General features: G+C 38.2%; 11 protein-coding genes. 3 read left to right on the top strand and 8 right to left on the bottom strand.

All coding sequences use genetic code 11. The features are described from left to right. Nucleotides 1-157: 157 nt before the first annotated feature. Nucleotides 158-841 (bottom strand): anti-sigma factor, encoded by a 684-nt coding sequence (locus tag I6E82_RS05900; protein WP_024593134.1) that lies wholly within the window; start codon nucleotides 839-841, stop codon nucleotides 158-160. After that, nucleotides 838-1,362, bottom strand: coding sequence for a sigma-70 family RNA polymerase sigma factor (locus tag I6E82_RS05895; protein WP_007582398.1), 525 nt, complete (start codon nucleotides 1,360-1,362; stop codon nucleotides 838-840). The genes I6E82_RS05900 and I6E82_RS05895 overlap by 4 nt, the downstream gene beginning before the upstream one ends. Before the next feature lie 349 nt (nucleotides 1,363-1,711). Between I6E82_RS05895 and I6E82_RS05890 the strand changes: the two genes are divergently transcribed. Then, entirely contained in the window at nucleotides 1,712-3,331 is a 1,620-nt protein-coding gene (locus I6E82_RS05890) for a diacylglycerol kinase family protein (RefSeq protein ID WP_010553963.1), read from the top strand. Nucleotides 3,332-3,381: 50 nt separating this feature from the next. Here the strand turns inward: I6E82_RS05890 and I6E82_RS05885 are convergent, their stop codons facing one another. Both I6E82_RS05885 and I6E82_RS05880 read right to left on the bottom strand, forming a co-directional pair. Next, nucleotides 3,382-3,690 carry a VF530 family DNA-binding protein gene (locus I6E82_RS05885; RefSeq protein ID WP_010553962.1) on the bottom strand — a complete coding sequence of 103 codons (309 nt, stop codon included), beginning with the start codon at nucleotides 3,688-3,690 and terminating at the stop codon, nucleotides 3,382-3,384. Between the two features lie 54 nt (nucleotides 3,691-3,744). Beyond that, entirely contained in the window at nucleotides 3,745-4,047 is a 303-nt protein-coding gene (locus I6E82_RS05880) for a DUF1496 domain-containing protein (protein ID WP_008134362.1), read from the bottom strand. A 126-nt stretch (nucleotides 4,048-4,173) separates the two neighbouring features. Between I6E82_RS05880 and I6E82_RS05875 the strand changes: the two genes are divergently transcribed. Beyond that, nucleotides 4,174-4,407: a TIGR02647 family protein gene (locus I6E82_RS05875; RefSeq protein WP_007582405.1), complete on the top strand. Its 234-nt coding sequence runs from the start codon at nucleotides 4,174-4,176 to the stop codon at nucleotides 4,405-4,407. Between the two features lie 33 nt (nucleotides 4,408-4,440). On the opposite strand, the gene maiA is transcribed toward I6E82_RS05875, so the two are convergent. Both maiA and hmgA read right to left on the bottom strand, forming a co-directional pair. Further along, nucleotides 4,441-5,070 carry a maleylacetoacetate isomerase gene (gene maiA / locus I6E82_RS05870; RefSeq protein WP_197117094.1) on the bottom strand — a complete coding sequence of 210 codons (630 nt, stop codon included), beginning with the start codon at nucleotides 5,068-5,070 and terminating at the stop codon, nucleotides 4,441-4,443. A gap of 2 nt (nucleotides 5,071-5,072) precedes the next feature. Then, a complete protein-coding gene (gene hmgA, locus I6E82_RS05865) occupies nucleotides 5,073-6,374 on the bottom strand; it encodes a homogentisate 1,2-dioxygenase (RefSeq protein ID WP_197117093.1) in 1,302 nt (433 codons plus the stop codon). Nucleotides 6,375-6,524: 150 nt separating this feature from the next. Between hmgA and I6E82_RS05860 the strand changes: the two genes are divergently transcribed. After that, nucleotides 6,525-6,956 carry a MarR family winged helix-turn-helix transcriptional regulator gene (locus I6E82_RS05860; protein ID WP_197117091.1) on the top strand — a complete coding sequence of 144 codons (432 nt, stop codon included), beginning with the start codon at nucleotides 6,525-6,527 and terminating at the stop codon, nucleotides 6,954-6,956. Between the two features lie 52 nt (nucleotides 6,957-7,008). On the opposite strand, the gene I6E82_RS05855 is transcribed toward I6E82_RS05860, so the two are convergent. Both I6E82_RS05855 and I6E82_RS05850 read right to left on the bottom strand, forming a co-directional pair. Then, nucleotides 7,009-10,128, bottom strand: coding sequence for a TonB-dependent receptor (locus tag I6E82_RS05855; RefSeq protein WP_197117089.1), 3,120 nt, complete (start codon nucleotides 10,126-10,128; stop codon nucleotides 7,009-7,011). Nucleotides 10,129-10,463: 335 nt separating this feature from the next. Next, the gene (locus tag I6E82_RS05850) at nucleotides 10,464-13,637 is read right to left on the bottom strand and encodes a TonB-dependent receptor (protein WP_007582416.1); all 3,174 of its coding nucleotides are present in this window, start codon (nucleotides 13,635-13,637) and stop codon (nucleotides 10,464-10,466) included. Nucleotides 13,638-13,666: the final 29 nt, after the last annotated feature.

Below are 13,666 nucleotides of genomic sequence, written 5' to 3'. Positions count from 1 at the left end.
ACTTTGTCCTTTAGTTTTGATTGAAGTCATAGCTAATAACGGGGCAGGATTTAAATTGGATGCAAAAAAGTTAAATTATTTTTATTTTTTGTTAAAAAAGTTTTGAAGAAGGTTGGCTGCTTTATGTTAGCAGCCAACTTTGGTCATAATAGTAGGGTTATAAAAGTACCAGCTCTGTGGTGTATAGTACCTCAGTAGGAGATCCATTTGTCGAGCCGCCAATAGGCTCTAAACTCACTGCTAACAATGCGATATCACTTGCGTTAAAGCGGTTATCTTTAAATAATATTTTACTGCCTTGCTTGGGCAGTAAACCCAATGAAATAGGTGCATCTTGACCTTTTAAAATCATCCACAGCTCATAATCTTTATTAGTTTGAGCAACCAATTGGCTACTAGCTTTAATTGAGAGCCCTTGCTCGCTTACATCAATAAACCACAATGATTGTTTATCTTGATTTTGAACCAAAGCAATTTGTTGAGTGTGCATAACATTGGTACTAGGTTGAATAACCAAAAAGGCTAAAACAATACACGCAGCAGTTGCCACAAAAGACCATGTACGCCAAATTGAAGGCTTGGTATGTATGACTGTTTTACTTGTTTGTGGCCTGTTTTCAATACGCTGTAGTATATTTACCCATACATCGTCACGTGGCGTTTGCGGTGTAATAGCACTCGCTAAGTTGTTTAGGTTTTGCTCCCATAGACTTGTTGCTTCACGTGCTTGATTTGAGTTAAGTAACAGACGCTGAAAACGCTTACGGGCAAGCCCTCTAAGTGTGCCAAGCACGTACTGCCCAGCAAGCGCGTCTAATAGTTCGGGTTTATTATAATTCATAATGTTAAACACCTTTGTAGCTGCATAAGCCCACGCCTGATCCAGCTTTTAACTGTACCTAATGGCGTTTCTATATGATCCACTAGCTCGCTATGACTCAGCCCCTTATAATAAGCTAAGTGAATAGCTTGTTTTTGTTGCGGCTCAAGCTGTTCGATACAATTAACCAGTTTTGTTTCTTCATCGTAATTAACGTCAACACTTTCATTTTCATATTCGTCATCGCCTAACGACTGCTCTTTTCGTACTTTGTGATAGCGCAGTGAGTCAAGACTTCTATACCTAACTATACTTATCATCCAACTAATAACGGTGCCTTTAGAGGCGTTATATTCAGATGCGTTATGCCAAATTTTTATAAAAGCGTCTTGTAGTGCCTCTTCCGCATAAGCTCTGTTAGTGAGCATATTTAAACTAATAGCAAAAAGTTTGCCGCTAGTTTGTTGATATAAACTTGAGAAAGCATTTTTGTCTCCTTGTGCTGTTGCGCACAAAAGAGGGAGTAAATCATCGTTATCCATAGGGGTCCTGTTTTTCTTATTATCATTGAGTAAACGGTTGAGTGTGTGATTTGGATGCAAAAAAATTAATTGATTTTTAGATTAGCTGCTTTATACGTTAGTACAAGCAATAACCGATCAGTGTTTGAAATTTAGACGTGTAAGTATAATTTATTCACATGTTTGTAAAAAATGCACAAAGAGCAGATTGTACTTAAATTTATTTTATTATTAACATTATATATCAATAGCTTATGATTTTAATTTGAATTTAAAATGCCATTTATATGGCGTGATATTTGCAAAAGAGTACATAAAGCCGTTTAAATTAAAATTAGAAAATCGGAATTATTTACACAAAGGAGAAACTATGTGGGCTGCAATTGGTTATTCACTTTTAGCATTACTACTTATTTTTATTGGTTGGGAAGTAAACTCTGTTTACTTTGCTATTGTTTTTTATTGGACTGCACTGTCACTTTTATTAGTGAGTACCGCATATATTTTTAATACAGCAAAAATATTTAGAAAACGTGAAAATGGGGTGATCCCATTTTATATACGTTGGGCGTTTGTGCCATTTTTATTTGGTGTGCAAATTTATAATGCCTGGTCACGTAAGCGCGATAAAGTGCCGCCAATTCAAAAAATAAACGAAAACCTATTTTTAGCTTGCCGATTATTTCCCTCAGACATAGACACATTAAAAGATAACGGAATTACTGCAATTTTAGATGTAACGTGTGAATTTGACGGACTCGAGTGGAGTTCAACACAAGAGAATATAAATTACTTAAACATTCCGGTGCTCGATCATAGTATTCCTACCCATTCTCAGTTAAATCAGGCTATTAATTGGATACATCATCATATTAAAGAAAACCGTCGCGTAGTTGTACATTGTGCTTTAGGCCGTGGGCGGTCTGTTTTTGTAATGGCGGCTTATTTATTGAGTCAAAACAAAAATGCAGATGTACATGAAGTACTTGCACAAATAAAAGAAACCCGCGAAACCGCAAACTTAAATAAGCATCAGCTTCGTCATTTAGCTAAGCGTCATAAAAAAGGCGAATTACTAATTAAAAACAAAGCCGTGTTAATTGCAAACCCTGTATCTGGTACACGATTATGGCAAGAAAAAGAGCACTTAATTGTTGCGCGGTTATCGGCCTATTACGATTTAAAAGTACTTACTACTTCACAAGACGTAAACGGTATTGAGCTTGCTAAACAAGCGATTACGCAAAAACCAGACATGATAATAGCGTGTGGAGGCGATGGTACAGTGGCCGAAGTTGCAAGCGTACTTGTAAATACACAATGTAAGCTAGGTATTATACCAATGGGGACTGCAAACGCACTTGCGCATGTATTGATGGGGATTAGCTCTAAATTTATTCCTGTTGAACAAGCCTGTGATTTAATAATTGATGGTCAAACAAGCACAATAGATACCGCTTATTGTAATAACGAATTAGTACTTTTATTAGCGGGCATTGGTTTTGAGCAATCAATGATTGAAAAAGCAGATAGAGAGTCGAAAAATAAGTCGGGGCAACTTGCCTATTTAAATGGCTTTTTTGAAGCGTTTGGCGAGCAAAAATCACAGTTACTTAGTGTGAAACTCGATGATAATGAGCCGAAAGAAATATGTACAAATAGCTTTATTGTGGCTAATGCTGCGCCTTTTACAACGTTATTGGCTCAAGGTGGTGGGCAGCCAAATCATAGTGACGGGCTTCTTGATGTGAATTGGCTAACACCAAATAATGAAAATTCTACGACAATATTGAGCATTGCAGAACTGATGTTTAGCAGTTTAACGCAAACACATTTAGCTATAAATTCGCATCATACAAATGCTAAAAGAGTCGAGGTGACAGGTGAAGGAGAGCTTAAGTACGTACTTGACGGTGAAGTTAAAACTGCTCACAAACTCGTTATTACTATTGAGCCGGCCTCATTAAATGTGATTTGCAAAGAGCAATAAATCGCGCTAATTACAATCAAAAAAGGAGCTAAATTAGCTCCTTTTTTATATCATTTTTTAATTGATGGCCAAACAAACCCTGTTGTATCCGGCGCTTGAGAAGATGTTTCTCTCGGCGCACTTTTTGGTCTACGAATAGGTTTGTTATTTATAGTGTGAATATAAAGTGCTTCCACTTTATCGCGAGCCCAAGGCGTTTTACGCAAAAACTTTAAACTCGATTTAATGCTCGGTTGATCAGTAAAGCATTTGATTTTTACTTGCTCGCCAAGTGTTCTCCAGCCAAGTCGCTGTTCTAACTCAACAAGTATTTGTTCTAACGTTACCCCATGTAAAGGGTTTTTAGGTTGATTATCCATAGCCATACTACTTATTTAAACTGCGTGCATTGTAGCTCAAATCAGCTTTTAGCGCTAATTCACAGTGATTGTTTTAGGAGCTGTTGGGTAAATAGCATTACCCTGTTTATCTATTTTAAGCCAAATGAGTTGGCTGTTACTGTGTTGGGGTGTTTTAGCACCGCACAAAAGTGTAAATGAGTGAATTTGTATTAATGCGCCTTCGCTATAGCGTTTGTTGTCGTACCAACAGTTTGATTCTTCATTTACAAACTGGTTTGCATCAATAATTGAATGGGTTTTAAGGGTTGTTGCTTCACTAAGTATTGAATACGATAAGCTGCTAAAACAAAAGCATAGAATTAAAAAGTTACGCATTAGAGGCCTTTAAATAGGGAGGGTTAAAAATAATACATTAAGCTAAAAAACGTGCTAGTGTAAAGTACACAAAGTGATTTTAATTATAAACTTAGTTACTCACAGAACAATAAGAAGGTGCACACAATGCAATTTAATCAAACAATGATCGAAGAATTCACACTATTAGCAAAGTTTCCTCGCGACAGTAAAATGCAGGGTATTAAATTACACTCAGACGCAGAGCCAAGCTTACTTAGTGCAGCGCAACGTTTATTTGAAAAAGGGATTATAGATAGCCCAGATGGCGGATATTTAACTGATCTGGGCTTAGATTTAATTGAGCACATTACGGTTATTCATAGTGCGCTACAAAGCTAGCTAACCTGAACTCTGGTTAGTTACTAAACTAGCTTAATTTGCATCGGGTTGATTTTGCGGTGCAGCATCATTAAATGCAGCTAATTTATTACAGTGTTCGTAAATAGCTGCAATTTTTGGATAAGCGCTCATACCTACGTTAAAACGAATTGCATTAAATACTTGAGGCACTAAACAAATGTCAGCAAGTGTTGGTTGGTTACCAAAACAGTAGTCATCATTTTCGTTTAGCATCAGTTCTATTTTTTCAAAACCAACTTCTATCCAATGTCGATACCACTTATTTTTAGCCTCGTCATCAACACCTAATTCGTTCGATAAATACTTCAGCACGCGTAAATTATTAACAGGATGAATATCGCAGGCAATGGCAAAGCTTAAATTTCTTATTTGTGCTTTTTGCCACGCAGTTCCTGTAATTAATGGCGATTGCGGATAAGTTTCATCAAGCCATTCCAGTATTGCAAGCGATTGTGCTAAAACACCATTATCGGTTTCAAGTGCAGGTAGTAAGCCTTGCGGATTAGTCGCTAAGTATTCTTCCCCAAGCTGCTCCGATTTTAAAAGGTTAACAATAGCAAGTTCATGATCAATTGCTTTTAAGTTAAGCGCTATACGCACCCTATAGGCCGCTGATGAGCGAAAGTAGCTGTATAATTTCATAATTAATCCTGTGAACCTGTAAATTGTTTTTTAATAGTACGCCAGCAATCGGTGTAGTTTGGTTGGCGTTCCCTACCTTCTAATGCATATTTTGTCGGTGAAATTATATAGCGCGACTCAAACATAAAGGCCAATGTGTTTTCGTATTTTTGTGGTGTAAGCTCAGCGTTTGAGGCTTTTTCAAATACGTCGGCTTCAGGTCCATGTGGCGACATACAATTGTGTAAACTTGCACCACCAGGTACAAAACCATGCTCTTTTGCATCATACACACCCTCAATCAAGCCCATAAATTCACTCATAATATTGCGGTGATAATACGGCGGGCGGAATGTATTTTCGGCTACCATCCAACGTGGTGGAAATATCACAAAATCGACATTTGCCATACCCTCAGTAGCAGAAGGAGAGGTTAGCACAGTGAATATAGATGGGTCGGGATGATCAAAACTTACTGTATTCATCACATTAAAACGCGATAAGTCGTATTTATAGGGGGAGCTGTTACCCGTCCATGCAACCACATCAAAAGGAGAGTGCTTAATTTCACAGCTAAATAAATTACCGTTGAATTTAGATACAAGCTCAAAGTCACCTTCTTTATCTTCAAAGGCAGCAACGGGGTATTGAAAGTCTCTGTCGTTGGCGTAACCGTTTGCACCAACAGGTCCTCGCTCTGCAAGCTCTAACGCATGGCCATAATTTTCACAAATATAACCACGGGCTGTATCATCAATTAAATCAACAGCGAACTTAATTCCTCTGGGAATTACAGCAATTTCACCTGGTTTAATGCTTAACTTACCGCACTCGGTGTGAATTAATAACTCACCTTGCTGAGGGACAAACAACATTTCGCCATCGGCATTGCAAAAGTAACGTCCTTGCATTGACTGATTAGCGACATATACATGAATGCCAATACCAGATTGCCCATTAGCACTGCCATTAGCTGCCATTGTTACCAAGCCATCAATAAAGTCAGTAGGCTGTGAAGGCATATCAATAGGATTCCAACGTAGCATTGTTGGTGGTGTTACGGCTTCAGTGATTGGGGCTGTTCTTATTAGGCCGTTATCAATTGCTTGGTAATCACCTTGCACTACCGAAGGACGAAGGCGGTAAAACCAAGTGCGGCGATTTGAAGCGCGAGGAGCCGTAAATGCAGTCGAACTAAATTGCTCGGTGTATAAATCGTATTTAACTTTTTGTGGGCTAAATTGTCCTATCGGCAATGCACCGGGTAGCGCTTGTGTTTCAAATTCATTACCAAAACCGGTCATATAACTTAATTGTGTCGCCATTACTGACTCCTGTGAGAGGGGTTGGTTTAATATTATTTTTATTTCAGTTAAGATACTCTCAAGTGAGACTAATATCAAATGTGCAACTGCGCATCTGCGTAAATATTAATGAACACCAAAGTAAACCTTACAAAGCTGGGATAACTAAAAATGAAAATTGATTTAGCAACGTTTTTACCTTATCAATTAACGAATGTAGCAACACGTGTAAGTAACGACTTTGCCGAGGTTTATCAAACTAAGTACGGTTTAAATATTCCCCAGTGGCGAATACTTGCTAATTTAGCGCAGTATGGCCAAAGCAACGCAAAGGATTTATGCGCGCAAGCAAATATGGACAAGTCGACAGTGTCGCGCGCGGTAAAAGTTTTAATAGATAAAAGTTTAGTGAGAAGTGAGCTAAATAAGCAAGACAAACGCGCGGCCTTACTTGTGCTGAGCCAAGTAGGGCAAAACTTATATGAAAATATAGCGCCCGATGCACTAAATTGGGAAAAACAGTTACTGAGCACTTTAACCAACGAAGAATACGAAGTGCTAGTGAGTATTTTTGAAAAGTTAAATAACAAATTAAAGGCATAAAAAAGCCCACCAAAGTGGGCTTTTAAAAGATGTTTTAGGTTACAGTTCTAAATTAGAAAGTGTAACGAACACCTACACGCATTTGCCATACAGATGCATCAGTTTGTACTGATGTATTTGCATTATTTCCGTTAAAGCCTGAGTAAACGTAACGGCCTTGATCATCAAGTGATGTTTCGATCATGCTAGCGCCTACGAAAGGACCTTTCTTAAGTACGCCCCAATCATCGTTTAACAGGTTAGTAAGGTTATCAATTACGAAGAACGCTTCACCTTTATGTCCGTCCATAAAACCAGGAAGCTCTTGTGTTAACTTAAAGTTAAACTTAACAAACCAATCTGAGTTTTCAGCGTTACGGCTAGTCGTTTGACCACGTTCTAAACCATTTGATGCGATAAAATCATTGAATTCATTGATATCAGCAGCGCTCATGTCGTAAACAACGTTAGGATCGTTTTCAAGTGGAACATACAATAGTTGGCGGTTACCATTCCAGTTGTTGTCACCAAAAGTACCATCACTTCCATCAAACGTGTAGCTGTATGGTAAGCCTTTATATGCTTCACCAAATAAGTTAAAGCGAGTAGCAAATCCATCAACAAACTCATGGCTATAACCAAGAGTCATAGTAAAGCGATGTGGGATTTCGTAATCAGATGAAGCAACACCTGGGTTACCTGGATCAGTTAGTGCAATGTTACCGTAGTTTGAACCAGCTACAGAGCTTGTCATTGGGTTAACATCATCAGAATCTGTGTATGCATAACCAAAGTTAACGCTTACGCCATTATCAAACATCTTGCTTACAGCTAATGAGATAACTGATGAATCACCGCTATCACCGCTAACATTTGTTAGTAAGTATTCGTTTGAACGACCTTCAATTGATTCGTAAATAGGGCGGCCATCAAATGTAGTTTCGCCAGAATCTTGAAGTGCGATGTCACGCATTAACGCAGCGTCATTCTTCTTCGAATATAAGTAATCAAGAGAGATTACGTACTCGTTTTCAGTTGTGTACGTTGCACCAAGTGAGTATTTCCACTCTGATGGGATTTCAAAGTCTGGGTCAACAGCGTTTGCTTGTGAATCGCCTGAGCCGATTACAGTGTCAGCTACTGCATCAAATTGAGACTGAGGTACTTCAAATCCTGGAGTACCATTATTTACATTAGGTGTTGCGAACAAGTCGATAGAACCAAACTGGTTTGCACTAATGTTAGTAATGCCGTCGTTTGAGTAAGAGTTAGATAACCAAACGTTAGGGTTACCGCCTGAGAACAAGCCAACACCTGCACGTACTTCAAGTGCATCTGTAGCGTACCATTGGAAGCCTACACGAGGTTGAATTAAATCAATACCATCAAATGTACTTTGGTTACTGTAGCCATAGCGATCAGTAAAGTTTTGATTTAAGTTAGGTACATCATCACTGGTGTATTTATCGTAACGTAAACCAAACGTAATATTTGCGTCTAAGTCAGTAAACGAGTACTCGTCTTGCACGTAAAATGTATGCTGAGCGTACGAAAAACTCGCAGCAGCATCGTTTGGATCATTTGTAGCAGCAGCATTGTTGTAGTAAACAGCACTTGCAATACCATTTTCAAAATCATCAACATTGTTGAAACGGTATTCACCTTCAGTATGCTGAACGAATAAGTTAAATACATCTAACTCTTCAAACTCGTAACCAGCAGTAATTGTGTGCTGATCAAGGTAGTAAGTACCTGCAACTTTAAATGTAGTTGTATCGTAGTCTAAGTCATTAGATTGACGTGAGTCATCTGGACCAATATAAACTGTACCACCATCTTCGGTACGAATTTGCATTTCACCAAAGCTGCTTGCTGCATCTAGTGATTGTACTGTTGCATCAAGCTCAGATTTACCAATGCGAACTTCAGTAGAGAAGTCATCTGACCAATCAGAGTAAACAGATGCAATTATTGAAGTGAATTCTGCACTTTGGTCATAAAAGTGATTAGATAGTGATACACGGCTAGAACCAGTATCAGACTGTGAAACAGTATTACCATCGTTGTAGTTATAGATTAAGTTTGCACGGTGATCTTCGTTGATGTTCCAATCTAGTTTAACTAAGATTTTTTCGTCTTCAACAGGCATACTTGAAGGCATTCCGCCTACATCGTAACCATATACAGTTTGAGCAATGCTTGTGATACGCGAGATATCATCAGCAGTTACACTGCCACTGCTTAAACCATCGTAGTTAAACTGTTGAACACCTTCAAGTTTTTCATATGAAGTGAATAAAAATAGTTTATCTTCAATTAGTGGAAGACCTACGTTGAAGCCGTAACGTTTTTCAGTATAGTTACCGTTATCAACGTCATCACCTTCAATTTTATCACCCTTGAAAGAGTCACTAGTGTAATCGTAGAAAACAGCGCCATGAACATCATTGCCACCAGATTTGGTAACTGCGTTGATGTTACACGATGTAAAACCACCGTATTGAACGTCAAACGGTGCAAGTTCAGCTGAAACTTGTTCAATTGAATCGAAAGAGAAAGGGGCGCGAATAGTTGGGTAACCATTTGAGCTTAAGCCGAAGTTATCGTTCATACGAACGCCGTCTAGCGTTAAGCTATTGTAGCGAGGGTTACCACCACCACAGTTAATTGAACCTCGGCTGTCATCAATTGTGATACGCGGGTCGATACGAATAATGTCTTTTAAATCACGGTTAATAGCTGGTGTATTTTCAAGATCAGTTAGCGTAAATGTAGACGCCGGACCAGTACCGCCTGACATAGAGCTGATTGGTGCGCCAGAAACTACAATTTGTTCCATGCTTGATTGTGACTCAAGAGAAACGTTTACTGGGTAATCGTTACCAATATTAAGAATTATGTTATTGAATTCTTGGTCTGCATATACATCTGAATCAACAACTACTTTATAAGGACCGCCAACTCGCAGGCCTTTAGCTGTGAAATAACCAGCGTCATTTACTTCAGTTGTTTTTACTGATCCAGAAGGTACGTGTAAAATTGTTACTTTAGTGCCGGCTGCTGGGTTGCCGTTAGGCCCCATTACTTGACCTTTAATTGCAGAGGTCGTTTCGTTAGCCATTGCAGCGCCACTTACACCAACACATGCTGCAATAGCAAGTGAAAGAGCTGTTTTGCGTAATTGAGTTTTCATTTAATTTTCCCGTGTAGTTATTAATTAAATTTTTATATTTTTATTTTAAATTTTGCAAAATAAACAGTTGAAGTTCATTTATTCAAAATCCGTTACTAGTGTACCTTATTTATTCGTTACAAATAAAATACAACTGCAATATATTTTTAATAAATAGTACTATTTTTGTCTATTTGAGTGTTTTTTTGAGCAATAACTCTATATCGGGGTATATATTACGTGGGCTTTATGACAAACATGTGAAATTGGGGTGTGAAAAACAAAAAACCCATTACAATTTTGCAATGGGTTTTGTTAACAAATAACTTAATGTGATATTACTTACCTATTAAGACTTAAAACTTGTAGCTAATGCCAACTTTAGCCTGCCAAGCTGATGACGATGAACTGATTTGTGAGTAATTACGCACATCCGCACCACCAAAACTGTTGTCTATTTTATATCTGCCTTGATCATCAAGACCACCAAAGTCATAAATAGTTTGGTTAGAGTAACCTAAGCGTTTTTCTACACCCCAATCGCTGTTTAGAAGGTTTGCGAAATTATCAATCATTAGATAAACCTCACCAGTGTGACCTTCAGCAAAGCCAGGTATTTCTTGCTTAATGCTAACATCCATCGTAGTAACCCAAGGTTGAGTTGCTGTATTTTTACCTAAAATTCCACCACGTTGAGATATACCAGCACGCTCTAATAACGGTTCTAACTCAGCCCAAGTCATTTTAGAATCAGCCCAATTTACATTCGGATCATCAGCACCTGTAGGGATATAAGGTAAGTAAGCACCATTAGTGAATAAAGAGCTAGTATCACCTAAGTCTTCATCTTTATACATATTCATTGTGTAACTAAATGGGCGACCTGAACGACGTTCAAAATAAACATTGAACTTGGTTGCATATCCTTCAAAAAATTCAGTGTTATACGCTAAGTTAATTTTAAAGCTGTGCTCTACTTCGTAAAAGCCACGTGCTGCAATATCTTCATTACGATTTACTGTAATATTGTGCTTATAGTTACCTTCTGCCTGAGAAGCTGAACCTGCTGATGATTCTGTAACATCTTGGTGAGCATAGCTTGCCGATACAAACAGGCCATTGTCCCATTGTTTAGCAATACCCGTTGAAATAATAATTGAACGACCATCATCCGATGAATTAGTCATTTCTATGTCAACATTATCGCCACTGTAAATACTTTGATTGATAACACGTTCGCCGTCCGCAGCTAAGCCTACTGGGTTAATAGACGAATTATGCCATACCGCTTCATTCTCTTTTTTATGGTAAGCAATTTCTGCTTGCCATTTAAAGCCATCACCTAATAGTTCAGAATCAAACTCATATTCAAAACCTATTTGGGTGCGAATGCTTGAAGGCAATTTAAAGTCAGGGTCGATATACGCAACGCTACCAGCACCTTGCTCTAATGTATTTTTTATTTCATCAGGAACCTGAGTAATATCAGCTGTGTTATTTGCATAGTAATCATTAATTACATCGTTTTGTGCTGATACTAAAGTAATGCCATCACTTTGGAATGAATTGTTATACCAAACATTTGGAATACCGCCTTGGAAACGACCAATACCACCATTAATAGTAAGCGCTTCTGTTACGTAGTACTTAAAGCCAACACGAGGAAGTATAATGTCTAGACCATCAAGATTTTCTTGGTTAGTAAAGCCATACGTATTAGCAAAATTCTCATTTAGAGTTGGTTTATCATCAGATGATAAGCGCTCATAACGAATACCTGCTGTAACTTCTAAATCGTCACCTACATAAAAAGTATCTTCTATGTAAAGCGCTAGCTGGTTACGTCTTACATCATATGCTGTATCAGCTGAATCATTAGTGTAAGCATTTTGATAAGAGAAATCATAAGAACCAATCTCACGGTTTTCAAAATTTTCTAAGCTATCAAACTTCCACGTTCCAAGAGAGTTTTGAGCAAACAAGTTATATAAACGAAGTGACTCGTACTGAGCTCCAAAGTTTATTTCATGCTCATCCATTAAATACGTAGCGTCTAACGTAAAAGTTAGATTTTGTGTTTCTGAACGGTTTGCATGGCGGTATTGATCTGTACCAAAGTTGTAAGAAGGACCATTTCGACCGTCTTCCTCAACAGTAATGCTTCCTAAGTTAGAGCGAGTTGCGCTATCAGAGGTAACATCTTTATACGACACACCAATTTCTGTTGAAAAGTTTTCAGTCCAATCAGAGTAAAGCTTAGATGAAAAGTTATTAAACTTAGTTACGTATGCATAAGTGCTTGAAACTAAGGCTATATTATCACCGCCTGTGCTAGAGTTACGCTCATCTTGGTCGTCTTGCCATTGATAAGTGAAATCTAAGCGGTGGTCATCACTTGCGTTCCAGCTTAATTTAACAAGCAAGTTTTTGTTTGTATCTTCTGGCGCACCGGCTAATGAATCAGTTAAGCCGTATTCATTATTTAAGATAGAAATGAAACGATTATAGTTAGCTTCAGAAGTATTAAATTCATTTGAAGCACCAGAACCGTCAAAGCCGTAATCTAGATCTAATTCACTTGACCATTCTGCATAGTTAACAAAGTAAAACAGTTCATCTTCAATAATCGCTCCACCGACATTAAAACCAAATCTTTCTTCAGTTTTAATCGGCTCTACTTTATTTGTAGAGTAAGTTTTATGACCTAGCTCATCAAGATCGTCTTCTTGTACAATATTATCAACATCGCCAGCTATCTCAGGAGTAGATATTTCATAAAAGCCAGAGAACTTAAACTCATTTGTACCAGATTTTGTTACTGCGTTAATAGTACCGCCACCAAAGTTACCTTTAGAAGCTGAGAAAGGAGATACATCAACAGAAACTTGTTCAATAGCATCAAGTGCTACAGGAGGCTGAGAAGTAGGGTAGCCACCAAAGTTCAAGCCAAAGTCATCATTTTGACCAATACCGTCAACTGTTAAACCGTTGGTACGAGGGTTACTACCTGCAAACGTTAGCTCACCATTACCATTAATACTGGCAAGTGGGTTTAAGCGCGCAATATCTTTAATGTCACGATTAAAGCTTGGCATATTTTCAATAGTGTCAGAGCCAAATGTACTGCTAGAGCCACCTGATTGTTGAACAATCTTATAACCAGACACTTCAATCTTTTCGATGTTTAGCGGAGCAAGCTGCGAGCTTAAACGGTAAGTTTCACCAAGGTTCAAGTAGATATTTTCAACAGTGGTATCGTTAAACGTATCAGAATCAATGATAACCATGTAGGGACCACCTACACGTAAACCATTAGCGATAAACGTACCACTTTCGTTTGTAGTTAGTTCGCTAATAGTACCCGTTGGTTGGTGAATTACTTTGATTTTAACGTTTGCAGCACTGCCACCTGAAGGCGTTGTAATTTTACCACGCATTGCAGATGAAGTATCAGCAGCCATTGCGCTTGTAGAAACACCTAGAGCTAAAATTACCGCTCCAGTTAATTTCGAAAGGCGAAGCTTAGTCATAATGTTGATTTCCCGTGTGTAGGTTATAT

It is taken from the genome of Pseudoalteromonas sp. NZS11 (genome assembly GCF_015864765.1).
Taxonomy (GTDB): Bacteria; Pseudomonadota; Gammaproteobacteria; order Enterobacterales; family Alteromonadaceae; genus Pseudoalteromonas; species Pseudoalteromonas arctica.
Note: the sequence above shows the minus strand (reverse complement) of the source record. Positions and strands in the feature narration are given on the sequence as shown.

What these genes read in the sequence shown, in the direction of transcription:
- I6E82_RS05850 (WP_007582416.1), bottom strand. Translation starts at nt 13,637, where the DNA reads ATGACTAAGCTTCGCCTTTCGAAATTAACTGGAGCGGTAATTTTAGCT.
- I6E82_RS05885 (WP_010553962.1), bottom strand. Translation starts at nt 3,690, where the DNA reads ATGGATAATCAACCTAAAAACCCTTTACATGGGGTAACGTTAGAACAA.
- I6E82_RS05855 (WP_197117089.1), bottom strand. Translation starts at nt 10,128, where the DNA reads ATGAAAACTCAATTACGCAAAACAGCTCTTTCACTTGCTATTGCAGCA.
- hmgA (WP_197117093.1), bottom strand. Translation starts at nt 6,374, where the DNA reads ATGGCGACACAATTAAGTTATATGACCGGTTTTGGTAATGAATTTGAA.
- I6E82_RS05875 (WP_007582405.1), top strand. Translation starts at nt 4,174, where the DNA reads ATGCAATTTAATCAAACAATGATCGAAGAATTCACACTATTAGCAAAG.
- I6E82_RS05900 (WP_024593134.1), bottom strand. Translation starts at nt 841, where the DNA reads ATGAATTATAATAAACCCGAACTATTAGACGCGCTTGCTGGGCAGTAC.
- I6E82_RS05860 (WP_197117091.1), top strand. Translation starts at nt 6,525, where the DNA reads ATGAAAATTGATTTAGCAACGTTTTTACCTTATCAATTAACGAATGTA.
- maiA (WP_197117094.1), bottom strand. Translation starts at nt 5,070, where the DNA reads ATGAAATTATACAGCTACTTTCGCTCATCAGCGGCCTATAGGGTGCGT.
- I6E82_RS05890 (WP_010553963.1), top strand. Translation starts at nt 1,712, where the DNA reads ATGTGGGCTGCAATTGGTTATTCACTTTTAGCATTACTACTTATTTTT.
- I6E82_RS05880 (WP_008134362.1), bottom strand. Translation starts at nt 4,047, where the DNA reads ATGCGTAACTTTTTAATTCTATGCTTTTGTTTTAGCAGCTTATCGTAT.
- I6E82_RS05895 (WP_007582398.1), bottom strand. Translation starts at nt 1,362, where the DNA reads ATGGATAACGATGATTTACTCCCTCTTTTGTGCGCAACAGCACAAGGA.